The 22634-nt window shown below is 57.8% G+C and carries 24 protein-coding genes and 1 pseudogene; 24 read left to right on the forward strand and 1 reads right to left on the reverse strand.

The genetic code is table 11. The features are described 5' to 3' along the window. Positions 1-107: 107 nt before the first annotated feature. From flhA to ACW5XD_RS14100, 24 genes are all read left to right on the forward strand, one after another. Positions 108-2210 (forward strand): flagellar biosynthesis protein FlhA, encoded by a 2103-nt coding sequence (gene flhA, locus ACW5XD_RS13985; RefSeq protein ID WP_456495400.1) that lies wholly within the window; start codon positions 108-110, stop codon positions 2208-2210. A gap of 16 nt (positions 2211-2226) precedes the next feature. After that, the gene (gene flhF, locus ACW5XD_RS13990) at positions 2227-3645 is read left to right on the forward strand and encodes a flagellar biosynthesis protein FlhF (RefSeq protein WP_456495401.1); all 1419 of its coding nucleotides are present in this window, start codon (positions 2227-2229) and stop codon (positions 3643-3645) included. 1 nt (position 3646) lies between these two features. Then, positions 3647-4522 carry a MinD/ParA family protein gene (locus ACW5XD_RS13995; protein WP_456495419.1) on the forward strand — a complete coding sequence of 292 codons (876 nt, stop codon included), beginning with the start codon at positions 3647-3649 and terminating at the stop codon, positions 4520-4522. Further along, positions 4515-5234, forward strand: coding sequence for an RNA polymerase sigma factor FliA (locus ACW5XD_RS14000; protein WP_456495402.1), 720 nt, complete (start codon positions 4515-4517; stop codon positions 5232-5234). Before ACW5XD_RS13995 ends, ACW5XD_RS14000 begins: the two co-directional genes overlap by 8 nt. Before the next feature lie 123 nt (positions 5235-5357). Then, positions 5358-5729 carry a chemotaxis response regulator CheY gene (gene cheY, locus ACW5XD_RS14005; protein WP_005298814.1) on the forward strand — a complete coding sequence of 124 codons (372 nt, stop codon included), beginning with the start codon at positions 5358-5360 and terminating at the stop codon, positions 5727-5729. A 12-nt stretch (positions 5730-5741) separates the two neighbouring features. Then, positions 5742-6482 (forward strand): protein phosphatase CheZ, encoded by a 741-nt coding sequence (locus ACW5XD_RS14010; RefSeq protein WP_456495403.1) that lies wholly within the window; start codon positions 5742-5744, stop codon positions 6480-6482. Positions 6483-6493: 11 nt separating this feature from the next. Then, positions 6494-8662 carry a chemotaxis protein CheA gene (locus ACW5XD_RS14015; RefSeq protein ID WP_456495404.1) on the forward strand — a complete coding sequence of 723 codons (2169 nt, stop codon included), beginning with the start codon at positions 6494-6496 and terminating at the stop codon, positions 8660-8662. A 32-nt stretch (positions 8663-8694) separates the two neighbouring features. Continuing rightward, complete coding sequence (locus ACW5XD_RS14020; protein ID WP_043555984.1) at positions 8695-9810, forward strand: protein-glutamate methylesterase/protein-glutamine glutaminase; 1116 nt, start codon at positions 8695-8697, stop codon at positions 9808-9810. A 2-nt stretch (positions 9811-9812) separates the two neighbouring features. Then, positions 9813-10550: a flagellar motor protein gene (locus ACW5XD_RS14025; RefSeq protein ID WP_181003653.1), complete on the forward strand. Its 738-nt coding sequence runs from the start codon at positions 9813-9815 to the stop codon at positions 10548-10550. A 2-nt stretch (positions 10551-10552) separates the two neighbouring features. Next, on the forward strand, positions 10553-11464 hold the full coding sequence (locus ACW5XD_RS14030) for a flagellar motor protein MotB (RefSeq protein WP_456495405.1): 912 nt from the start codon (positions 10553-10555) through the stop codon (positions 11462-11464). A gap of 4 nt (positions 11465-11468) precedes the next feature. After that, positions 11469-12263 carry a ParA family protein gene (locus ACW5XD_RS14035; protein WP_456495406.1) on the forward strand — a complete coding sequence of 265 codons (795 nt, stop codon included), beginning with the start codon at positions 11469-11471 and terminating at the stop codon, positions 12261-12263. Further along, positions 12260-13132 (forward strand): chemotaxis protein CheW, encoded by an 873-nt coding sequence (locus ACW5XD_RS14040; protein ID WP_456495407.1) that lies wholly within the window; start codon positions 12260-12262, stop codon positions 13130-13132. Before ACW5XD_RS14035 ends, ACW5XD_RS14040 begins: the two co-directional genes overlap by 4 nt. 69 nt (positions 13133-13201) lie before the next feature. Then, positions 13202-13690, forward strand: coding sequence for a chemotaxis protein CheW (locus ACW5XD_RS14045; RefSeq protein WP_456495408.1), 489 nt, complete (start codon positions 13202-13204; stop codon positions 13688-13690). 18 nt (positions 13691-13708) lie between these two features. Continuing rightward, the gene (locus ACW5XD_RS14050) at positions 13709-14095 is read left to right on the forward strand and encodes a DUF2802 domain-containing protein (protein WP_456495420.1); all 387 of its coding nucleotides are present in this window, start codon (positions 13709-13711) and stop codon (positions 14093-14095) included. Between the two features lie 163 nt (positions 14096-14258). Then, positions 14259-14894 (forward strand): cytochrome c biogenesis heme-transporting ATPase CcmA, encoded by a 636-nt coding sequence (gene ccmA / locus ACW5XD_RS14055; RefSeq protein WP_456495409.1) that lies wholly within the window; start codon positions 14259-14261, stop codon positions 14892-14894. Positions 14895-14898: 4 nt separating this feature from the next. Next, positions 14899-15567, forward strand: a complete 669-nt coding sequence (gene ccmB, locus ACW5XD_RS14060) for a heme exporter protein CcmB (protein WP_042034081.1) — start codon at positions 14899-14901, stop codon at positions 15565-15567. Positions 15568-15729: 162 nt separating this feature from the next. After that, on the forward strand, positions 15730-16470 hold the full coding sequence (locus tag ACW5XD_RS14065) for a heme ABC transporter permease (protein WP_043134710.1): 741 nt from the start codon (positions 15730-15732) through the stop codon (positions 16468-16470). A gap of 2 nt (positions 16471-16472) precedes the next feature. Then, complete coding sequence (gene ccmD, locus ACW5XD_RS14070; RefSeq protein ID WP_456495410.1) at positions 16473-16679, forward strand: heme exporter protein CcmD; 207 nt, start codon at positions 16473-16475, stop codon at positions 16677-16679. After that, a complete protein-coding gene (gene ccmE / locus ACW5XD_RS14075; protein ID WP_042872036.1) occupies positions 16676-17167 on the forward strand; it encodes a cytochrome c maturation protein CcmE in 492 nt (163 codons plus the stop codon). The genes ccmD and ccmE overlap by 4 nt, the downstream gene beginning before the upstream one ends. An 82-nt stretch (positions 17168-17249) precedes the next feature. Next, positions 17250-19205: a heme lyase CcmF/NrfE family subunit gene (locus ACW5XD_RS14080; RefSeq protein ID WP_456495411.1), complete on the forward strand. Its 1956-nt coding sequence runs from the start codon at positions 17250-17252 to the stop codon at positions 19203-19205. Then, entirely contained in the window at positions 19202-19732 is a 531-nt protein-coding gene (locus tag ACW5XD_RS14085; protein ID WP_456495412.1) for a DsbE family thiol:disulfide interchange protein, read from the forward strand. Before ACW5XD_RS14080 ends, ACW5XD_RS14085 begins: the two co-directional genes overlap by 4 nt. 11 nt (positions 19733-19743) lie before the next feature. Next, positions 19744-20223: a cytochrome c-type biogenesis protein gene (locus ACW5XD_RS14090; RefSeq protein ID WP_456495413.1), complete on the forward strand. Its 480-nt coding sequence runs from the start codon at positions 19744-19746 to the stop codon at positions 20221-20223. Continuing rightward, the gene (ccmI, locus tag ACW5XD_RS14095; protein ID WP_456495414.1) at positions 20220-21500 is read left to right on the forward strand and encodes a c-type cytochrome biogenesis protein CcmI; all 1281 of its coding nucleotides are present in this window, start codon (positions 20220-20222) and stop codon (positions 21498-21500) included. Before ACW5XD_RS14090 ends, ccmI begins: the two co-directional genes overlap by 4 nt. Positions 21501-21580: 80 nt before the next feature. Then, positions 21581-22393 carry an MlaA family lipoprotein gene (locus ACW5XD_RS14100; protein WP_456495415.1) on the forward strand — a complete coding sequence of 271 codons (813 nt, stop codon included), beginning with the start codon at positions 21581-21583 and terminating at the stop codon, positions 22391-22393. Positions 22394-22476: 83 nt separating this feature from the next. On the opposite strand, the pseudogene ACW5XD_RS14105 reads toward ACW5XD_RS14100, so the two are convergent. Next, a pseudogene (locus ACW5XD_RS14105) lies at positions 22477-22634 on the reverse strand (IS1595 family transposase); the annotation flags it as partial.

Below are 22634 nucleotides of genomic sequence, written 5' to 3' on the forward strand. Positions count from 1 at the left end.
CAAACTTCTGACACAGTCAAAATAAAATCATTTAAAATCAATGCATTGAATTGTTGGCTTGATGTTTGCTTTAATCTTGCACCAGCGGTTTGAGATTGAGAAAAACGATGAAATTCCAGGCATCATTGGGCCGATTGAAAGAGCACAGGGGATTGCTGACCAAGGGGGTGGGGACACCGCTGCTGGTGCTGGCGTCTCTAGGTATGGTCGTGTTGCCCATACCGCCGCTGATGCTGGATATCCTGTTCTCCTTCAATATCGCGCTTTCCATCGTGGTGCTGCTGGTCGCGGTCTATACCCGCCGGCCGCTGGAGTTTGCCGCTTTTCCAACCGTCCTGCTGCTCGCCACCTTGCTGCGCCTGGCGCTCAACGTGGCGTCAACCCGGGTGGTCTTGCTGGAAGGCCACAACGGCAGTGCGGCGGCCGGTCATGTGATCGAGGCGTTCGGCAACGTGGTGATCGGCGGCAACTATGCCGTCGGCATCATCGTTTTTACGATCCTGATGATCATCAACTTCGTGGTGATCACCAAGGGTGCCGGGCGGATCGCCGAGGTGAGCGCCCGCTTTACCCTGGATGCCATGCCTGGCAAACAGATGGCCATCGATGCCGATTTGAACGCCGGGCTCATCAATCAGGAAGAGGCGAAGAAGCGCCGCCAGGATGTGACCCAGGAAGCCGACTTCTATGGCTCCATGGACGGTGCCTCCAAATTCGTGAAGGGGGATGCCGTTGCGGGCATCATGATCCTCTTCATCAACATCATAGGTGGCTTCATCATCGGCATGATGCAGCACCAGCTGACATTCAGCGAGTCAGCCCAGATCTATACCCTGCTTGCCATAGGTGACGGTCTGGTGGCCCAGATCCCGTCCCTGCTGCTCTCCATTGCCGCGGCCATCATAGTGACCCGGCAGAACACGGATCAGGACATGGGCACGGCGGTGCTGGGCCAGCTGTTTGACAACCCCAAGGCGCTGATCATCTCGGCCGGCATCCTGCTGATGATGGGGCTGGTACCCGGTATGCCGCACTTTGCCTTCCTGAGCCTGGGGGCCCTCTCGGCCGCCGGTGCCTGGTGGCTGCTGCGCCGCCAGAAGCTGGCCGCCGCCAAGGCTGCCAAGGGCGAACTGATGCCGGCTACGGCTGATCAACCCCATGAGCAGAAAGAGCTGAGCTGGGACGACGTGATGCCGGTGGACATCATAGGGCTGGAGGTGGGCTATCAGCTCATCCCGCTGGTGGATCGCAATCAGGGTGGGGAGCTGCTCAACCGGATCAAGGGGGTGCGCAAGAAACTCTCCCAGGAGCTCGGCTTTCTGGTACCGGCCGTGCACATTCGCGACAATCTGGACCTTGCGCCCAACCAATACCGCATCACCTTGATGGGGGTCAGTACCGGCGAGGCCAATGTTTATCATGATAAGGAGATGGCCATCAATCCGGGTCAGGTGTTCGGTCAGATCCAGGGTATTGCCACCCGGGACCCCGCCTTCGGGCTGGAGGCGGTCTGGGTCGCCAAGGAGCAGGTCTCCCAAGCCCAGACCCTCGGTTATACCGTGGTGGATACCGCCACCGTGGTCGCCACCCACCTGAGCCAGATTCTCTCCAATCATGCCGCCCTGCTGCTGGGTCATGACGAGGTGCAACAGCTGCTCGACATGATAGGGAAGCATCAGAACAAGTTGGTGGAAGGACTGGTTCCTGAAGTCATCAACATGGGTAACCTGGTGAAGGTATTGCAGAATTTACTCAATGAAGGCGTGCCAATCCGCGATATGCGCACTATCCTGCAGACCCTTGTGGAATATGCCCCGCGCAGTCAGGATCCGGAAGTGCTGACGGCCGCCTGCCGTATTGCTCTGCGCCGTCTGATAGTGCAGGAGATTGCCGGCCCGGATCCCGAGCTGCCGGTGATCACCTTGGCACCAGAATTGGAACGTATATTGCATCAATCCCTGCAGGCAGGGGGGGGTGATGGCGCCGGCATAGAGCCGGGCCTGGCGGAGCGGATGCAACGCTCGCTGGTGGAAGCCACTCAACGACAAGAACTGGAAGGCCAACCGGCCGTGCTTCTGACATCAGGGATACTGCGCAATACCTTGGCGAAATTTGTCAAGAATGCCATTCCTGGATTGCGCGTTCTGTCTTATCAGGAAGTGCCTGATGACAAGCAAATCCGCATCGTCAGTGCGGTAGGACAGAACTAGTTAGCGGAGATGACGGGTGAAGATTAAGCGGTTTTTTGCCAAGGACATGCGAACGGCTCTGGCCGAGGTCAAGGAGACTCTCGGGCCCGACGCCGTCATCATGTCCAACAAGAAGGTCACCGGTGGGGTGGAGATAGTCGCCGCTGTCGATTATCAATCTCAGGCACCGGGACCCAAAGATGCGCCGGTTCGCCGTCAGTTGAACGATGAGAGCGTCAATATCTCGTCTGCCGGGCGGCAGATGACCCGTCCTGCGCCCACTCAGGCTCAGGAACAGAACGAGCACTATGCCGATACCTTGGCCGCTCTGCTGGCGCGTCAGCAGAAGTTGAACCCGGCCAATCCGGCCGGTATCAAGGGGGCGGCACCTGTTGCCGCTGCCGGTTCAGCTCCCCGCACGCTGGCCGAACAGGGCCAGTGGGGCGCGGCTCCCGAACCTGCCAAGCCGAAGGCCAGGGCGGCGGCTCCCGGTCGCGCTTCCCAGCCCGCACAGCGGGATCCCGAGATGGAGGGGATGCGCAAGGAAATGGCCAGCATCCGCAAGTTGCTGGAGCACCAGATCTCCGGACTGATGTGGCAGGAGGTGGAACGTCGCGAGCCGATGCGAGCCCTGCTCATCAAGGAGCTCAAGAAGATAGGCTTTGACGATGCCTTTGCCGATCAGCTGGCGGGCCTCATCCCCGAGGACATGTCCATCCATCAGGCGATGGCCCAGCTGGCCGAGGTGTTGACCGCCCAGCTCAAGATCAGCGAAGACGATATTTTACGTCAGGGTGGGGCGGTTGCCCTGCTCGGACCGACCGGGGTGGGCAAGACCACCACCATCGCCAAACTGGCGGCGCGGTTTGCCATGAAGTATGGCGCCGAACAGGTGGCGCTTATCACCACGGACAACTACCGGATTGGGGCCCATGAGCAGTTGCAGACCTATGGTCGCATCATGGGGTGCCCGGTACGGCAGGTGAGGGATGCCGAGGAGCTGGCCAATGCGCTCTATCAGTTCCGCCATCGTCGGCTGGTACTGATCGATACCGCCGGGGTGGGGCAGCGGGATATCCGCCTGACCGAGCAGCTCGATACCCTGGTCAAGAATGCCAAGGTACGCATCCGCAGCTACCTGGTAATGTCCGCCACTTCCCAGCGTCGAGTGATGCAGGAGGCGGTAGACCATTTCCGGCGTATTCCATTAAGCGGCTGCATACTTACCAAATTGGATGAGAGTCTGAATCTGGGCGAAGTGATTAACGTGTGTATCCAGAATGCACTGCCCATCAGCTATATCACTGATGGACAAAGGGTTCCGGAAGATATTCAAGTTGCCAATGCGGCGCAGCTCGTCGGAGCTGCCATGGGCTCGCTGGAGCGGGAAACAGAAGAACCCTATTTCTGGGGTGCAGGCTTTGGCGAGGCCGAAGATTCGGAGTTTTATGAGTAACATGTATATGGATCAGGCGAGTGGTCTGCGCAAAATGCGTCAAAACAATCGAGTAAAAGTGATCGCCGTTTCCGGTGGCAAGGGTGGCGTGGGCAAGACCAACGTGACCCTGAACGTGGCAGGCGCCATGGCTGCACAAGGTAAACGGGTGATGGTGCTGGACGCCGACCTTGGCCTTGCTAACGTTGACGTCATGCTGGGGCTGCGGGTACACCGCAACCTCTCTCATGTACTGGCCGGTGAGTGCACCATAGACGACATCATAGTCGAGGGTCCCTACGGCATGATGATAGTGCCGGCCACATCAGGCACCCAGTCCATGGTCGAGCTCTCTCCGGTACAGCATGCCGAACTGATCCGCGCCTTCAGCGAGATGAAGACCCAGGTCGACATCCTGCTGGTGGATACGGCGGCGGGGATCTCCGACATGGTGCTGAGTTTCACCCGCGCCGCCCAGGACATCATGATAGTGGTGTGCGATGAGCCGACCTCCATCACGGATGCCTATGCGCTCATCAAGATCCTCTCCAAGGATCACGGCGTGTTCCGCTTCAAGGTAGTGGCCAACATGGTGCGCAGCCTGCGCGAAGGGCAGGAGCTCTACGCCAAGTTGACCCGGGTCACCGACCGTTTTCTGGATACCTCGCTGGAGCTGGTGGCGTGCGTACCTTATGACACTAACCTGCGCGCCGCCGTGCGCAAGCAGAAGCTGATTGTCGAAGCCTTCCCCAAGTCGCCTGCGGCGCTGGCATTCAGAGCGCTGGCCAACAAGGCGGCAAGCTGGCCCATTCCTAACCAACCCGGCGGTCATCTCGAATTTTTCCTGGAAAATTTGCTGCAAAAGCCGGTCATAGCACAGGAAGGTTCCCGTGAATAAAGCCCAAGCGTACTTGCGTCATCAGGATTCCTATGTGCTGGTCGAGCGTCACGCTCCGCTGGTGAAACGGATTGCCCAGCATTTGTTGGCTCGCCTGCCAAGCAGTGTCTTGCTGGATGACCTGATCCAGGCAGGTATGATTGGGCTGCTCGAAGCTTCCCGCAACTTTGACGGCAGCAAGGGCGCCAGCTTTGAAACCTACGCCGGGATCCGCATCCGCGGTTCCATGCTTGACGAGATCCGGCGGGGAGACTGGGTGCCACGTTCGGTACACCGCAACAGCCGCTCCATCGCCGAAGCCATCGAAAATGTTGAACAAGCGCACGGTCGTGATGCCCGTGATACCGAGGTGGCCGCCCAGATGGGGGTCAGCCTCGGCGAGTATCACGCCATGCTGCAGGATGTCTCCTGCGGCAAGATCATCGGGATCGAGGATCTGGGGGTCAGCGAAGATGTGATCGGCCACCCCGACGATGCCGCAGGCAACAGCGGTTTTGACGATCTGGCGGCAGAGCGCTTTCAAGGCGCCTTGGCCGAACACATAGGCCGCCTGCCGGAGCGGGAAGCGCTGGTTCTCTCCCTTTACTACGATGAAGAACTGAACTTGCGTGAAATAGGCGAGGTATTGAACGTCAGCGAGTCTCGCGTGAGCCAGATACACAGTCAGGCCATGCACAGATTACGCGCTCGTTTAAGAGATTGGCATGTATAAGTGTTTGTACTAGCTACACTGAAACAAAACTCTAAGGCATAATCCGCAAAACAAAACCTGCGATCTGCATCATGTAAGTGAGCCGCTATGGCGGCTATTTAGGAGGGAATTTTGGACAAGAACATGAAAATCCTCATTGTTGACGATTTTTCAACGATGCGCCGGATTATCAAGAACTTGCTGCGTGACTTGGGATTTAATAATACCCACGAAGCAGATGATGGCAACACGGCCTTGCCAATGTTGAAAAATGGTGATTTTCAGTTTGTCGTCACCGACTGGAACATGCCCGGTATGCAAGGCATCGACTTGCTCAAGGCTATTCGTGTCGATGACAAGCTCAAGCATCTGCCGGTACTGATGGTAACGGCTGAAGCCAAGCGCGAACAGATCATTGAAGCCGCCCAGGCGGGGGTCAATGGCTATATCGTCAAGCCTTTCACTGCTGCAACGCTCAAAGAGAAACTCGACAAAATCTTTGAACGAATCGGCTAAGGAGCAGCAGGGATGAAGGCCAAAACGAGTGCAATGATTTCGCTCGAGCAGGCAAGGATGCTTGTTGCCCATCTTGAGCAAGGCGAATTTGAACAGGCCGATACTATCATTGCAGATGCATGTGCTCCCAATGCGGCAGCTCTGTTCGACAAAGTGGGACAACTGACCCGGCAACTACATGATTCACTGCAGGATTTTAGGCTGGATCCCAGAATCCCCGACTTGGCTACCCATGAAATTCCCGATGCACGGGAGCGTCTCAGTTATGTGATCGACATGACCGACAAGGCTGCTAACCGCACTATGGATGCAGTGGAGGCGAGTCTCCCGATTGCTGACCGGCTCAATGACAATATTCAACTTGTGATGCCCAATTGGAATGCCCTGATGAGCAGGGACATGAGCGTCGGGCAATTCAAGTCGTTGTGTCACCAACTGGATGATTTTATTAAGGCTTCTGAATCTGATGCCGATAAATTACGGCAACTGCTGACAGAAATCCTGATGGCGCAAGATTTTCAGGATTTGACCGGCCAGATGATCCGCAAAGTGATCAAGTTGGTCCAGGAAGTTGAAACTAAATTAATAGAAATGCTGACTATGTTTGGTGAGGCATCTGCTGAGCATTCTTCTCGCAGCCTTCCTGTAAGCGGGATTGAAGCCGAAGGCCCCATCATGAACCCTGAGGCTCGCTCCGATGTGGTCAATGGTCAGGATGATGTGGACGATCTGCTGTCTAGCCTGGGATTCTAATGGAGTGACGCATGGCCTTCGAAGTTGATGAAGACATACTGCAAGACTTTTTGGTCGAAGCATCCGAAATATTGGAACAGTTGTCCGAACAACTGGTCGACTTGGAAAAGCGACCCGATGACAAGAATCTGTTGAATGCCATATTTCGCGGCTTCCATACCGTCAAAGGCGGTGCCGGTTTCCTCTCTCTGGGTGAGTTGGTAGATGTTTGTCACGGTGCTGAAAACGTGTTCGATATCTTGCGCAATGGCAAGCGAACCGTCACGGCCGAATTGATGGATGTCATTTTGCAGGCGCTGGATGCCATCAATGTGATGTTTGCCCAAGTGCAAAATCGCGAACCGCCTAGCCCTGCCTCTGCTGAAATTCTGCATGACCTGCATGAGCTCTGCAAACCTGAAGGGGAGGAGCAGTTGTTGACCGCCTCTGCGGGCAATAGTGCACCTGCAGAAACTGAAGTATCTGCTGACAATGTGGTCGCGGTTTCTGAGCCTGAAGCGGTTGCCGAACCCGTGGCCGTCAATGGTGGCGGCTCCATCGATGAGATCTCGGCCGATGAGTTCGAGCGCTTGCTCGATGAACTGCATGGCGTCGGCGGAGCCCCGACTCCGGTTGCGAGTCCCGTGCTAACCGGTACGGGAGATATCACGGACGACGAGTTTGAAGCCTTGCTCGACCAGTTGCACGGTCAGGGTCAACATAGCGGCGCGCCTGAGATCAACCCGTTGAAGTCGGTGCAAAAAGAGGTCGACGAGCTGATCGATGATGATGAGTTCGAACGCCTGCTCGATGAATTGCATGGTCGTGGTCAAGGGCCAAAAACCAGCATCACGCCTCCTGTTGCGCCAACAGTCGCAGCGCCAGCACCAGCAACCCCTGTGACTCCTGCCCCCGTTGCCAAGCCAACGCCGGTTCCTGTACCCAAGCCGGCAGCCGCGCCTGTTGCTGCCGCCAAACCGGCACCAGCCCCCGTCAAGCAAGCCGCTGCACCAGCAGAGAATGCGGTGCAAAGCGATACCACGGTGCGAGTGGATACCAAGACGCTGGACGTCATCATGAACATGGTGGGTGAACTGGTGCTGGTACGGAATCGCCTGGTGAGCCTCGGGATTGCCAGTAATGATGAAGATATGTCAAAAGCGGTTGCCAATCTGGATGTGGTGACCGCAGATCTGCAAGGCGCCGTGATGAAAACGCGCATGCAGCCTATCAAGAAAGTATTCGGCCGCTTCCCCCGGGTAGTACGCGATCTGGCCCGCACTCTCAAGAAAGATATTGAGCTGGTGATGGTTGGGGAAGAGACGGATCTGGATAAAAACCTGGTAGAGGCCCTGGCCGATCCGCTGGTTCACCTGGTACGCAACTCCTGTGACCATGGGGTCGAAATGCCTGATGTACGGGAGAAAGCGGGCAAACCACGGCAGGGGACTATCACCCTGAGCGCTTCTCAGCAGGGTGACCATATTCTGCTTTGTATCGAGGATGATGGCGCAGGCATGGATCCGGAGAAGCTCAAGTCCATCGCCATCAGTCGTGGGGTGCTGGATGCTGACACGGCAGCACGCATGAGCGACAACGATGCTTATAACCTAATTTTTGCTCCCGGTTTCTCGACCAAGTCTGAGATTTCCGATATCTCCGGCCGTGGCGTCGGTATGGATGTGGTGAAGACCAGCATAGTGAGCCTCAACGGCTCTGTGCATATCGACTCTACCTGGGGTAAGGGTACTCGCCTCGAGATCAAGGTGCCCTTGACTCTGGCCATCTTGCCAACGCTGATGGTGGAAGTGGGCGAGCAGACATTTGCCTTGCCGCTGGGGTGTGTGAACGAGATTTTCCATCTGGACCTCAAGAAAGCCAACATGGTAGACGGTCAGCTCACCATCATAGTGCGCGACAAGGCCATCCCGCTCTTCTACCTGCACAAGTGGCTGGTGAGAGGGTCAAACAAGAAGTCACGGCAGGATACGGGTCATGTGGTCATAGTGCAGATTGGTACACAGCAGATAGGCTTTGTCGTGGATAATCTGATTGGTCAGGAAGAGGTGGTGATCAAGCCGCTGGACAACCTGCTGCAAGGAACCCCAGGCATGGCCGGGGCCACCATCACCAGCGATGGTGGTATCGCACTCATTCTGGATGTGCCAAGTCTGCTCAAAGCATATGCGCGTAGACATTGATAGCTCAGGCCCAAGGAGTTAGAAAAATAACAATGGCAGTCAAGGTATTAGTTGTCGACGACTCGAGCTTCTTCCGCCGCCGGGTCAGTGAGATCATCAATCAGGATCCTATGCTGACGGTGATCGATACGGCCCAGAATGGACGGGAAGCGGTAGACAAAGCGCTGGCGCTACGGCCGGATGTGATCACCATGGACATAGAGATGCCAGTGATGGATGGCATCAGTGCCGTGCGCGAGATCATGGCCAAGTGTCCCACACCGATCCTGATGTTCTCCTCCCTGACCCATGAAGGGGCCAAGGCCACCCTCGATGCCCTGGATGCGGGCGCCCTAGATTTTCTGCCCAAGAAGTTCGAAGACATAGCCCGTGACAAGGATGAAGCTGTTCGCTTGTTGCAACAGCGGGTTAAGGAGATATCGCGCAAGCGCTTCCTGATGGCCGCGCCTGCCAGGCCAAAAGCGCCTGAACCTGCCGCTCGCAGCCCACTGGGCGGTTCGCTGTCACGTCCAGGCGATCGTCAGGTCGAGCCACAGCGAGTCGTACCGGTTGCCGCGTTTAAACGCAGCGGGAAAACCTACCAGCTGGTGGCTATCGGCACCTCTACCGGTGGCCCGGTAGCCTTGCAAAATGTGCTGACCAAACTGCCGGGCGATTTCCCTCATCCCATTCTGCTGATCCAGCACATGCCGGCAACCTTTACCGCTGCATTTGCCGCTCGTCTCAACGGTCTGTGCCAGATCGGTGTCAAGGAAGCTGAGGATGGTGATGTGCTCAAACCCGGTCACGCCTATCTGGCGCCGGGTGGCAAACAGATGTTGCTGGAAGGGCGCGGAGTTGGTGCTCGCATCCGGATCGTCGATGGCAATGACAAGGTCAATTACAAGCCGTGCGTGGACATCACCTTCGCATCGGCAGCCAAGACCTATGCCGACAAGGTGCTTGCCATCGTATTGACCGGCATGGGGGCGGATGGCCGGGATGGTGCGCGTCTGCTCAAGGAACAGGGCTCCACCATTTGGGCCCAGGATGAAGCCTCTTGCGTCGTATACGGTATGCCGCAAGCTGTCGCCAAGGCGGGTATCGCCACTGAATCACTGCCGCTGGATCGGGTAGCACAACGTATTCTGGTTGAGCTGGGTCGCTAAAGATGGGCATGTTTGGCCTGATCCTGGCTCTGGGAGCCATTGCCATTGCCCAGCTTTGGCATGGCGGCACCCTGCTCACTCTGCTCGATGGTCCGGCATTTGTCATCGTTGTTGGTGGCACCTGGGGGGCCGTCATTTTGCAGACGCCGCGCAAATATCTGCTCGAGGCGATCAGGCAGCTGCGCTGGATGTTGCTCCCTCCTGATTGGGATCTGGTCAATCAGGCCGAACGCTTGCAGGCTTGGGCGGTGTTTGCCCGCCAGCAGGGTCTGCTGGCGCTGGAAAATCAGGCCGATCAGGAGAGTGACGAGTTCACCCGTCAGGGGCTCACCATGATAGTGGATGGGGTTTCAATTGACGATATTCGCATGTTGCTGGAAGCGGATATCGACATCGAGCAGGAGCGTAACGAGCACTCGGCCCGGGTATTCGAAGCCATGGGGGGATACAGCCCGACCATCGGTATCATAGGTGCTGTAATGGGTCTGATCCAGGCCATGTTCCATCTGGAGGATCCGGCAGCCCTCGGTGCTGGCATTGCCGTTGCGTTTGTTGCCACCATTTACGGGGTCGGTTTTGCCAACCTCTTTTATCTGCCGATTGCCAACCGCCTGCGTGCCTTTCATTATCATTACGCCTTGTTCCAGGAGATGACGCTGGAAGGTTTGATGGCGATTGCCCACGGTGAAAATGGCCCGCAGGTTGAACGGCGGTTGAAGGCTTATCTGAAAGGAGAGTAGCCATGCGCAAGCGCTATCGTTTGCACCTGCAAGGTCGAGAACATCTCGATCGCTGGCTGGTTTCCTACGCCGACTACATGACGCTGATCTTTGCGCTGTTTGTGGTGCTCTATTCGGTGGCGCTGGTCAACAAAGACAAATATCGCGCCGTCATCGACGGCATGACCCAGGCGTTCAACGTCATGCAGCCCCGCAGTGATGGCCTGCTGGAAGGGCAGGGGAAGTCACTGTTGAACAACGAGGTATCGGCTGCTCCCTCAGTGCTGGAGAGTGCTCTGCCACCTTCTCCCTCTCTTGCTCCCATCTCCGGTGTGCCTATCAAACAAGATGGCATGACGCTTGCGAAGATAGACACGCAGCTGAGAGAGAGCATGGGCACTCTGGTCGAAGCTGGGGTGGTCAAGCTCACGCTGGATGACAACTGGTTGACGGTGGAGTTGAGTTCGGGTCTCTTGTTTGGCAGCGGCAGTGCCTTTATGAGCACCAATGCCGATCCTGTACTCAATACGCTTTCAGGTATTCTGAAACCAGTCGATAACTATGTGAGAGTGCGGGGCTATACAGATAACCAGCAGATAAATAATGAAATTTTTCGCTCCAACTGGACGCTGTCTGCGGCAAGGGCCGAGGCTGTGCTCACCGCTCTTATCGCCAAGGGCATAGCACCACAGCGGCTTGCCTACGAGGCATACGGGGAGTTTTCTCCCTTTACTGGGAATGACAGCGAACAGGGACGCTTACAGAATCGCAAGGTGGTGGTCGCTATTTCCAAGTTCGCCTGGGCGCCACCCGCTCCCGCCAAGCCTGTGATGGTGGAGCCGGTTCCTGCAGTGCAACAGGCGGTAGAGGCAGGCGAGGTCAAGGTGATCACTCTGCCAGGTGGTGGCATACGCATAACAACAAGGCAGGATTGATACAGTGATTGTTTGGACGGTTGCCAACCAAAAAGGTGGGGTCGGTAAAACCACCACAGTGGTCTCGTTAGCCGGTATCCTGGCTCAGCGTGGCCAGCGGGTGCTATTGATTGACACCGATCCCCATGCTTCCCTGACCTCTTATCTCGATTTTGACTCGGATCGACTGGACGGCACTCTCTATGAGTTGTTTCAGGCCGTCAAACCGACGGCCGAGCTGGTCAATAAACTGACGCTACGAACCAAATTCGAAAATATCCATCTTTTGCCGGCTTCTATTACCCTGGCCACTCTGGATCGGGTGATGGGCAACCGGGAAGGCATGGGGTTGGTGATCAAGCGTGCCCTGCTGCGGATTCAGGATCAGTATGACTATGTGCTCATCGACTGTCCGCCTGTGCTGGGAGTCATGATGGTTAACGCTCTGGCGGCCTGCGATCGGATCCTGGTGCCGGTTCAGACCGAATTCCTGGCCCTCAAGGGGCTGGAGCGGATGATGAAGACCTTCGAAATCATGCAGCGTTCCAAGCGGGAGAAGTTCCGCTTCACCGTGATCCCCACCATGTTTGACAAGCGTACCCGCGCCTCTCTGATGACATTGAAGTCCATCAAGGATCAACATGGCGATGCGGTATGGAACGCCGTCATCCCCATAGACACCAAGTTTCGGGATGCCAGCTTGCTCCACATTCCCCCATCCATTTATTCGCCGAGCAGTCGCGGCACTTATGCCTATGAGACCTTGCTCAACTATCTTGATGCCCAGGAGCGTCAACGTGCTCATGAGGTGACATCATGAGTGACACGACCCAAGTCCGGGCCATGGATGATTACTTCCACTCCCTGTTGCTGGATGAGGCGCTGTTGCCTGATCTTCCAGATGAGCCGGAACCCGCACCTGTTATCCGGCTGCAACGTCAGGTTCAGGTGCAGCCCGAGGTGGTGGTACAGCCCTATCTGGAGGCAGATGAGCGACTCGAACAACTGAGCGAGCTGCTCGCCCAGGTGGGTCAGGTGCAGTTTGAGATGGACGCCCTGAGCCACGAAGAGGTGATCAGCGAGCCGCTGCAGATAGAGGTCGAAGATGCCTTGCTGCCGGTTGAACCTGTCTGGCCGGAGGAGATGCCTGCCCCTGCGGTGGCAGAGCCATCTGCGCTGGTGATGACAGAGACGGCGGTGGAACTGGCCCCTCAGGCAGACGTCGCACCATCTACCTGGGAGAATATCGATACCGGCAAGGAGTTTCAGGCGCTCTTCTTCGAAGTTGCCGGTGTCACCTTTGCGGTGCCCCTGACCGAACTTGGCGGTATCCATCAGCTGGGAGAGGTCTCATCACTGTTCGGTCAGCCTGATTGGTACCGTGGCATCATGACCTCGCGCGAGCAGAAGATGAACGTGGTGGACACGGCGCAGTGGGTGATGCCGGGCCAGCATCTGGAAATAGCAGATTATAAGTATCTGATCATGCTGGGTGAATCTCCCTGGGGACTCGCCTGTCATCATCTGAAGGGCACAGAGTTATTGCATCGTGATCAGGTCAAATGGCGTCACCAGGAGGGCAAGCGCCCCTGGCTGGCGGGCATGGTCAAGGAGAAGATGTGTGCCCTGTTGCACGTCAGGGAATTGCTCCTGTTGCTGGAGCGTGGGGTCAACATAGAAGGTCGCTGATAACTTCTGCACTTGTGCTGTTTTATTGCTAGTTTTACCAGTAGACGTTTTCATAAAAGGAATAAAAACATGACAGAAAAGCGCAATATTGCACAGAATATGGCCGAAGATGAAGTGCTGCAATGGGTCACCTTCCAGCTGGAAAATGAAACCTACGGCATCAACGTGATGCAGGTGCAGGAGGTGTTGCGCTACACCGAAATCGCCCCTGTGCCAGGTGCCCCCGAATATGTGCTGGGCATTATCAACCTGCGGGGCAACGTGGTGACTGTCATCGATACCCGCTCCCGTTTCGGCCTGCCTTCCGGCGATGTGAGCGAGAACTCGCGCATCGTCATTATCGAGGCGGAGAAGCAGGTGATCGGCATCATGGTCGACAGTGTGGCCGAGGTGGTCTATCTGCGTTCCTCCGAGATCGATGCCGCCCCTGCGGTGGGCACCGAAGAGAGTGCCAAGTTCATTCAGGGCGTCAGCAACCGCGATGGTCAGCTGCTGATCCTGGTCGATCTGAACAAGCTGCTCTCCGATGAAGAGTGGGAAGATATTGGTTCCCTCTGATAGGAAAATGATGTGTTGATGATTGAAATAGCCGCCTTGGGGGTGTCCTTGTTGGCGTTGGTGCTGGCCCTGTACGGGGTGATCAGCAGCCGACGTGGCCAGCGAGAGTCCGAGGCCAGGGGGGAGACGCTGCAAGGCCAGCTTGAGAGTCTGCGCAAGCAGATGATGGAGCTGCACACGGGGGCCATCGGCATGGGTCAGCGTTTGCAGTCCGTTGAAGGAACCATGCAGCAGGTCAATGACCGCCAGCAGGAGTTGACCCTGCAGGATCCGGAACGCCGACTTTACAGCCGTGCCGCCAAGATGGTAGAGCTTGGTGCCGACCTCGATGAGGTCATGAATGAATGTGAATTGCCGAAGGCCGAGGCAGAACTATTGATTTCATTGCGAAAAGGCCGGTCATAGATCCTCAGGAAGGCGCCCGCCTTCCTGATTTTTTTCACCCGTTTGGCGTGCCCCAAAGGCGGGATCTCACCCACAAATCCTGCTGATAGTTGGCATCTTTGAAAAGACGCTCTCCAATACTGTGTTAATATGCAGGCCGCTTCTTTTCACTGATTACATCCTCATGCTGCTTCAAATTAACAATCTGAGCTGCGTGCGTGAAGATCGCACTCTGTTTGAACATCTCTCCTTTGCGGTGGCTCCCGGCGATCTGGTGCAAATTGAAGGTCCCAACGGGGTGGGGAAGACCAGCCTGCTCCGGTTGCTGACCGGTCTCTCCCTGCCGTTTTCCGGCGAGGTGTGCTGGAATGGCGAGAATATTCGCAGCTGTCGCGATGAATATCATGCCAACCTGCTCTATCTGGGCCACCAGCCTGGCGTCAAGGCGGCACTGACACCGCTCGAAAATCTCACCTTCTATCAAAAGTTGCATCATCCGGCGCAATCGACGGTAGATTTGTGGCGGGTACTCGCCCAGGTAGGTCTGGCCGGGTTTGAGGACTATCCCACCGGACAACTCTCCGCTGGCCAGCAGCGCAGGGTCGCGCTGGCCCGGCTCTGGCTCAGTGAAAAGCCGGCACTCTGGATCCTGGATGAGCCTTTTACCGCCATTGACAAGCAGGGGGTCAAAGTGCTGGAGCGGTTGTTCCTGGCCCACGCAGAGCGCGGTGGCATGGTGATCCTCACCACCCATCAGGACATGACTCTGATGGAAGGGCGGTTGAAGACCCTCTCCCTCACGCTCTTGCTGCAGGAGTAGTTTGATGTTGCGTGCCGTAATCCACCTTATTCATCGCGAGTTGTTGATGGCCCTGCGCCAGCGTTCCGACATACTCAACCCGCTCTGGTTTTTCCTCATTGTCATCACCTTGTTTCCCCTTGGCATAGGCCCCGAGCCCAAGCTGCTGGCCCGTATTGCCCCCGGCATCATCTGGGTGGCAGCCCTGCTGGCGGCCATGCTCTCGCTGGAGCGGCTGTTTCGCGATGACTTCAGCGACGGGGCGCTGGAGCAGATGATGCTGATGCCTCATCCGCTCGGGCTGCTGGCGCTGGCAAAAGTGATCGCTCACTGGCTGTTGACCGGCCTGCCACTGCTGCTGATCTCCCCGCTGCTCGCCATCCTGCTGTCGCTGGACATGAACACCTATCTGGCGGTGGTCGCCACCCTGGCGCTGGGGACGCCCGTGCTGAGCCTGCTCGGGGCGGTCGGCGTCGCCCTGACAGTGGGGCTGCGCAAGGGCGGTGTCTTGCTGAGTCTGCTGATCCTGCCGCTCTATATTCCGGTACTGATTTTTGCCACGTCTGCCATCGATGCAGCGGGCATGGGGCTGCCCTATTCGGGCCAGCTTGCGATTTTGGGGGCCATGCTGGCCGGTGCGCTGACTCTGACTCCCTTGGCGGTTTCGGCAGCGCTGCGGGTCAGCGTGAACTGATGAAAGCTGTGGTAAGGCGGCTCGGGATGGGCTGTTATAAAAAATATACTTGAGATAGATCAAGAGGATGGCTGCTTATCGCTTTCGGGGGATGTGATGTTTTCCGGCAGTGAGTATGGTAGGCCTCGCCACTATATTAATAACAGAAAGGTTTTGTGAGCTATGTGGAAATGGTTGCACCCTTACGCTAAACCCGAGCGCGCCTATCAGCTGGCAGGGACCTTGCTGCCCTGGTTTGCAGTGACAAGTCTGCTGGCGTTCATCATAGGCACCCTCTGGGGCCTGGCTTTTGCACCCGCTGATTATCAGCAGGGTGACTCCTTCCGGATCATCTACATCCATGTACCGGCCGCCATTCTCTCCATGGGGGCTTATTCCACCATGGCGGTGGCCGCCTTCATCGGGCTGGTGTGGCAATTGCGAATGGCCGACATGACAGTGGCTGCCGTTGCACCGGTCGGCGCCGTGTTCACCTTCATCGCGCTGTTTACCGGCGCGGCCTGGGGCAAACCCATGTGGGGCACCTGGTGGGTGTGGGATGCCCGTCTCACCTCGGAGCTTATTCTGCTGTTCCTCTATCTGGGGGTGATCGCGCTCTACAATGCCTTCAGCGACAAGGTATTGGCCGGTCGTGCCGCCGGCATTCTGGCGCTGGTGGGCGTGATCAACCTGCCCATCATTCACTACTCGGTGGAGTGGTGGAATACCCTGCATCAGGGCGCCAGCATCACCAAGTTTGACAAGCCCTCCATCTCCCCCGAGATGCTGTGGCCGTTGCTCATCATGATACTGGCCTTTGCCACCTTCCTCGGGGCCCTCTCCCTGATGCGTTTTCGCAACGAGCTCTTGATGCGGGAGTGGCATCGCCCCTGGGTCAAAGAGATTGCCGAGCAGGAGAAGTAAGCATGCACTTTGCCTCTTTCAGTGACTTCATGGCGATGGGCGGGTACGCCTTCTATGTCTGGCTCTCCTTCGGTCTGACCTTGGTCTGCCTGGTTGGCATCGTCATTTCCACCCGGTTGAAGACCCGCAGCCTGCTCGGCGAATTGCGCAGCAAGCAGGCCCGCGAGACCCGCCGCAAGGCGGCCCAGCAGATGGAGAACACCCTATGAACCCGAGACGCAAGAAACGCCTCACCATCATATTGGCGATAAGTCTTGGCCTCGCCGCCGTGATAGGCCTGGTGCTCTATGCCCTCAGCCAGAATATCGATCTCTTCTACACCCCGAGCGAGCTGGTGGAGGGCAAGGGGCCGGACAAGATCAAGCCGGAAGAGGGGCAGCGCCTGCGCATCGGTGGCCTGGTGGTGCCGGGCTCTGTGCAGCGGGATCAGCAGAGCCTCAAGGTGGCCTTCAAGCTGGTGGACAACGGCGGCCATCTGGTGACCGTCGAGTTTGACGGCATACTGCCCGACCTGTTTCGCGAAGGGCAGGGCATAGTGGCCCAGGGTACCCTCAAGAACGCCACTACGGTGGAGGCGTTCGAGGTGCTGGCCAAGCACGATGAGAACTACATGCCGCCGGAAGTGGCCGATGCCACCAATGGCATGCACTTCAAGCCGGAATATACCGAGGCGCAGTTGAAGGGAGCCAAGCAATGATCCCGACAGCATTCGCACCGCTTTCACCATTTCAAGCCGGTTTACAGGTTCGTGCTGCGGCTCATTTGAAAGGAGTTCAGCCATGATCCCGGAATTAGGACAGTTTTCACTGATCCTGGCCTTTGCCACCGCCCTGCTGCTGGGCGTCTATCCCTTGCTCGGTGCCCAGTGGGGGCGGCTCGGCATGATGTCGGCGGCCCGTCCGTTGGCCTATGCCCAATTCCTGCTGCTGTTGCTGTCCTTCCTGTGCCTGACCTGGGCCTTCATCGACAATGACTTTACCGTGCAGTACGTGGCCACCAACTCCAATACCCTGTTGCCGCTGGCGTATCGGATCTCCGCCGTCTGGGGCGCCCATGAGGGCTCACTGCTGCTCTGGGTACTGACCCTGGGTGGCTGGACCGCGGCTGTGGCCCTGTTCAGCCGCAGCCTGCCGCTCGATGCTGTGGCGCGGGTACTCGGCGTGCTGGGGCTGATCTCGGTCGGTTTTACCGCCTTCGTGCTGTTCACCTCGGATCCTTTCACTCGTACTCTGCCTTACTTCCCGGTGGATGGACGCGACCTCAATCCACTGTTGCAGGATCCCGGCCTCATCTTCCACCCGCCCATGCTCTACATGGGTTATGTGGGCTTCTCGGTGGCCTTCGCCTTCGCCATTGCCTCCCTGATGACAGGACGCCTCGACGCCACCTGGGCCCGCTGGTCCCGTCCCTGGACCATGGCGGCCTGGGTCTTTCTGACTCTCGGCATCGTGCTCGGCTCCTGGTGGGCCTATTACGAGCTTGGCTGGGGTGGCTGGTGGTTCTGGGATCCTGTTGAAAACGCCTCCTTCATGCCCTGGCTGGCGGGGACTGCGCTGCTCCATTCACTGGCTGTCAGCGAAAAGCGAGCTACCTTCAAGGCCTGGACAGTGCTGCTGGCACTCTCCGCCTTCTCCCTGAGCCTGCTTGGTACCTTCCTGGTGCGCTCCGGCGTGCTGGTCTCGGTGCATGCATTTGCCTCCGACCCGACCCGCGGCCTGTTCATTCTGGGCTTCCTGCTGGCGGTGATCGGCAGTTCGCTCTTGCTGTTTGCCTTCAAGGGCTCGCAGGTGAAGAGTCACGGCAAGCACGAACTGTGGAGCCGCGAGACCCTGTTGCTGTGCAACAACATCCTGCTGGTGGCAGGTCTGCTGACCGTGCTGCTCGGCACCCTGTTGCCACTGGTGCACAAGGAGCTGGGGCTTGGCAGCATCTCCATCGGGACCCCCTTCTTCAATCACATCTACAGCTGGCTGATCATTCCGTTTGCGCTGCTGCTGGGGGTTGGCCCGCTGTTTCGCTGGCGCCGCCAGGAGCTGGGGGATCTCAAGGGCAAGGTGATGCTGGCGTTGGCATTGAGCCTGGCCGCCGCTTTCCTGCTGCCGCTGCTGCTGGCCGAGGAGTTCAAACCCTGGGCGGCACTGGGAATTGGTCTGGGAACCTGGATCATCATCACCAGCATCCAGGAGACCTGGGTGCGCGCTACCCACAAACACTCTTTTGCGGTAGGGGTGCGCCGGCTTGGCAACAGCCACTGGGCCATGATCCTGGGCCACGTGGGACTGGCGGTCAGCATCATCGGCATCGCCTGTACCCAGAACTACAGCATCGAGAAGGATCTGCGCATGCAGGCCGGCGATCGAGTGCAATTTGCCGATTACGAGTTTGTCTTCGCCGGAATTGCCGAGAAGAACGGCCCGAACTATGACGGTTTCAAAGGCGTGCTGGAAGTACACAAGGATGGCAAGCAGGTCGCTCTGCTCAAACCCGAGAAGCGCATGTACAAGGTGAGTCGGATGCCGATGACGGAGGCTGCGATCGACGCTGGTTTCACCCGGGATCTCTATGCAGCGCTCGGCGAGCAGCTCGACAACGGTGCCTGGGCGGTGCGGATTTACTACAAGCCCTTCGTGCGCTGGATCTGGTTCGGCGGTGTCTTCATGGCCATCGGCGGCGTGCTGGCGATGCTGGACAAGCGTTACCGTTTCGGTCGTCGTGACGAGGAGGCCAAGGCATGAGCAACAAGACCTGGTTGTTTCTGATCCCCTTCATCATCTTTCTGCTGGGGGCCGGCTTCCTGTTTCGCGGGCTCTACTCAGACCCTACCAAGCTCGAATCCGTGATGGTAGGCAAGGAGGTGCCCGTGTTCACCCTGCAGGACATCTATGACCTGAACAAGCAGCATGACCGCAGCATCCTCAAAGGACGCCCCATGTTGCTCAACGTCTGGGCCACCTGGTGCCCGACCTGCTACAGCGAGCACACCTACCTGAAAGAATTGGCGGGGCAGGGGATCTACATAGTCGGCATGAACTACAAGGATGAGCGTGCCAAGGCCATCAAGTGGCTGGCGGAGCTCGGCAACCCCTATCAGATCAATCTGTATGACCCGGATGGCATGCTGGGGTTGGACCTGGGAGTTTATGGGGCACCTGAGACCTTTTTCATCGATAGCCAAGGCATCATCCGCTATCGCCACGTGGGGGATATCAACCCCGAAGTCTGGGCATCGACCCTCAAACCCATCTTTGATGCCATGAAATGAGGGAGAGCATGATGAGAATATTGATTGCATCCCTGCTATTGCTGGCAGGATTGGGTGGCACAGGTCAGGCGCTGGCCGCCATCGATGTCTACACCTTCGATAACGATGCGCAGGAGCTGACTTTTCGCGAGCTGACCAAGGAGCTGCGTTGCCCCAAGTGTCAGAATCAGGACATAGCCGATTCCAACGCTGGGCTGGCCAAGGACCTGCGTGACAAGACTTATCAAATGGTGCGCGAAGGCAAGGACAAGCAGGAAGTGGTGGACTACATGGTCGCCCGCTACGGCAATTTCATTTTATATGATCCGCCACTGATGGCGTCGACCCTGATCCTCTGGCTAGGTCCGCTGCTGGTTATCGTCATAGGTGTCGTCACTGTGGTGGTGCGCAGCCGTCGTCGTACCGTCACGGCCAGGCCGGCGGATAGCGCCCTGAGCGCGGAGGAGCAGCGTCGTCTGACTGCCCTGCTCAAAGAGGAAGAGAAACAATGACCGCATTTTGGATAGTGATCGCGGCCCTGCTGGCACTGGTGAGCCTTGCGCTGGTATTGCCGCTGTGGCGTGGTGAGGGCAAGCAGAGTATCAGCCGCTCGGCCCTCAACAAGCAGCTCTATCGACAGCGTCTGCTGGAGATAGGCGAAGAGCGTGAACAGGGCATATTAGCGGAGGAGCCGGACTCTCTCGTCGAGCTGCAACGCAGTCTGCTGGATGACATTCCCGATGTGGAGCAGACCGCCCGTGGTGGCAAGAGTCTGGTCTGGATCCCGGGTGTGCTGGTGCTGGTGGTGGTGAGTCTGGGTCTCTACTACAAGTTGGGGGCCTGGCAGGAGGTGAGCCGCTGGCAGGATGCCAACAGCCGGCTGGGTGAGCTGAGCAACCGCATCCTGGTGGAGCGGGATGCCGAGGTGACCGAACAGGATCTGATGGACTTCATGCTGGGCTTGCGTACCCGTCTGAAAGATGAACCGAACGATTATCGCGGCTGGCTGCTGCTGGGTCGCCTGTCACTGGATGGCAATGACCCCGAGATGGCCCGTGAGGCGCTGGAGCGGGCCTACGGGCTGACGCCGCAGAAGGCCATGGTGGCGGTGCCTTACGCCCAGGCGTTGATGATGACCGGGGATGACGCCCAGGCCGATGAGCTGCTGCGCAGCGCCATCGCGCTGGACCCTGCCAACATAGAAGCACGCTCTGTCTATGCCTTCATGGCGCTGCAAAAAGAGGACTTCAAGACAGCCCTGCAGCGCTGGCGGGAGATGCTGCCGCTGATGGAGAAGGGCTCGACTCGCTACACCATGGTGGAGCGTTCCATCGACTATGCCGAGCAGCAGCTGAAACAGCGTGGCATGGCGGCGCCAGGCGTGCCGGCGATCCAAAGCGAACAGGCACCAACCCAGGCGCCTGCCCAGGTGCTGGAGGTGAAGGCCGGTGAGTTCCCGCTCCATGTCACGCTGGCCCCTGGCATCCAGTTGCCGGAGGATGCCCATCTGTTCGTGTTTGCGGTGATCCCCAACGGCCCGCCCATGCCCATCGCGGTCAAGCGTATCCCGGGTCCCCAATTCCCGCTGACCCTGTCACTGGGAGATGGCGATGCCATGATGGAGGGCAGCAAGCTCGCCGCCTACCCGCAGTTGCAGTTCAAGGCGCGGCTCTCCCGGGGCGGCAACGTCATGAACAAGGAAGGGGCGTTTGAAGGTGTATCGGCGCCGATCCCGACTGACGCAATTCCTTCAGCACCGATTGACATCCGCATCGATCACGCCCTCTAATACTCCTTTGGCCCGCCCCCTTGATAGGGGCGGGCTGCTTATAATTCAGATTAATCGTAATAAAAAGCTAGGACTTCCATATGTATGTGCGTTTAGGGGCATTGATGGTGGCATTGTTGCTGGGGGGCTGTGCAGGTGGTCCGCCCAAGCCGGGTCCTGCAAGCCTTGACCTCAAGGAGGCCCCGAGTCGGCCAGAGGCGACCAGTACGGCCAGCGATGGCCGTGACCCGTTCCAGGGAGCTAACCGGGCCATGTGGGCGGTCAACTACGATGTGCTTGAGCCCTATGTGGCTCGTCCCGTGGTACATGGCTATGCGCGCTACATCCCGCAAGGGATGAAGGATGGTATCGAGAATCTGGTGGAGAACTTCAACGAACCGAGCAGTATGGTCAACCATCTGCTGACTGGCGATCTGAAGGGGGCGGGCACCAACCTGGGCCGTTTCACCCTCAACACCACAGTCGGTCTGCTGGGGATCTTCGACGTGGCCAAGCATGCGGGCCTAGAGCGCAACAAGCTGGAGCTTGATACCGTGCTGGGCCGGGCCGATATCGGGGATGGTGCCTACTTGATGGTACCGGTCTACGGCCCGACTACCACTCGCAAGCTGGTGGGGGATACCGTTGATACGCTGTATTTCCCTTATGCCTTGCTGACTTTCCCGTTGAAAGTTGTGCACTGGGCACTGGATGGTCTGGGTACTCGTTCCAAGCTGATCGATCAGGAGCGGATCATCGACAACGCGCTCGATCCTTACGCCCTGACCAAGGACTTCTATCTGCAGTACAACCAGAGTAAGGTGAACGGCCGTCAGAGCGAGCTCAAGGCGCCGGCGCCGGAGAAGAGCGACGACAGCAACCTGGACGACTATCTGGACGAGATCGACCAGTGATGCCTGTGCGTTTCGGCTCGAATGACAAAGGCGCCTGCGGGCGCTTTTTTACAGCTCGGGCTACCCTTGTGCCATAAAAAAGGCTATGTCCCAATTACGTGTTGCATGGGGTGCCCCAGAGCCTCATGCAAACACGCTTTGATATTCACACCCCTTCCGTAACGCTCCAGCATCCTGCGCCAACCCAGGTAGTTCTTCAGGTAGTGGGTCGCCACACCATGAAATCGATCCATCCACGCTT

The organism is Aeromonas enterica, assembly GCF_054052465.1.

Coding starts and splice junctions, on each gene's coding strand:
- flhA (WP_456495400.1), top strand. CDS start 108: ATGAAATTCCAGGCATCATTGGGCCGATTGAAAGAGCACAGGGGATTG.
- ACW5XD_RS13995 (WP_456495419.1), top strand. CDS start 3,647: ATGTATATGGATCAGGCGAGTGGTCTGCGCAAAATGCGTCAAAACAAT.
- cheY (WP_005298814.1), top strand. CDS start 5,358: ATGAAAATCCTCATTGTTGACGATTTTTCAACGATGCGCCGGATTATC.
- ACW5XD_RS14010 (WP_456495403.1), top strand. CDS start 5,742: ATGAAGGCCAAAACGAGTGCAATGATTTCGCTCGAGCAGGCAAGGATG.
- ACW5XD_RS14015 (WP_456495404.1), top strand. CDS start 6,494: ATGGCCTTCGAAGTTGATGAAGACATACTGCAAGACTTTTTGGTCGAA.
- ACW5XD_RS14020 (WP_043555984.1), top strand. CDS start 8,695: ATGGCAGTCAAGGTATTAGTTGTCGACGACTCGAGCTTCTTCCGCCGC.
- ACW5XD_RS14025 (WP_181003653.1), top strand. CDS start 9,813: ATGGGCATGTTTGGCCTGATCCTGGCTCTGGGAGCCATTGCCATTGCC.
- ACW5XD_RS14030 (WP_456495405.1), top strand. CDS start 10,553: ATGCGCAAGCGCTATCGTTTGCACCTGCAAGGTCGAGAACATCTCGAT.
- ACW5XD_RS14040 (WP_456495407.1), top strand. CDS start 12,260: ATGAGTGACACGACCCAAGTCCGGGCCATGGATGATTACTTCCACTCC.
- ACW5XD_RS14045 (WP_456495408.1), top strand. CDS start 13,202: ATGACAGAAAAGCGCAATATTGCACAGAATATGGCCGAAGATGAAGTG.
- ACW5XD_RS14050 (WP_456495420.1), top strand. CDS start 13,709: ATGATTGAAATAGCCGCCTTGGGGGTGTCCTTGTTGGCGTTGGTGCTG.
- ccmA (WP_456495409.1), top strand. CDS start 14,259: ATGCTGCTTCAAATTAACAATCTGAGCTGCGTGCGTGAAGATCGCACT.
- ccmB (WP_042034081.1), top strand. CDS start 14,899: ATGTTGCGTGCCGTAATCCACCTTATTCATCGCGAGTTGTTGATGGCC.
- ACW5XD_RS14065 (WP_043134710.1), top strand. CDS start 15,730: ATGTGGAAATGGTTGCACCCTTACGCTAAACCCGAGCGCGCCTATCAG.
- ccmD (WP_456495410.1), top strand. CDS start 16,473: ATGCACTTTGCCTCTTTCAGTGACTTCATGGCGATGGGCGGGTACGCC.
- ccmE (WP_042872036.1), top strand. CDS start 16,676: ATGAACCCGAGACGCAAGAAACGCCTCACCATCATATTGGCGATAAGT.
- ACW5XD_RS14080 (WP_456495411.1), top strand. CDS start 17,250: ATGATCCCGGAATTAGGACAGTTTTCACTGATCCTGGCCTTTGCCACC.
- ACW5XD_RS14085 (WP_456495412.1), top strand. CDS start 19,202: ATGAGCAACAAGACCTGGTTGTTTCTGATCCCCTTCATCATCTTTCTG.
- ACW5XD_RS14090 (WP_456495413.1), top strand. CDS start 19,744: ATGAGAATATTGATTGCATCCCTGCTATTGCTGGCAGGATTGGGTGGC.
- ccmI (WP_456495414.1), top strand. CDS start 20,220: ATGACCGCATTTTGGATAGTGATCGCGGCCCTGCTGGCACTGGTGAGC.
- ACW5XD_RS14100 (WP_456495415.1), top strand. CDS start 21,581: ATGTATGTGCGTTTAGGGGCATTGATGGTGGCATTGTTGCTGGGGGGC.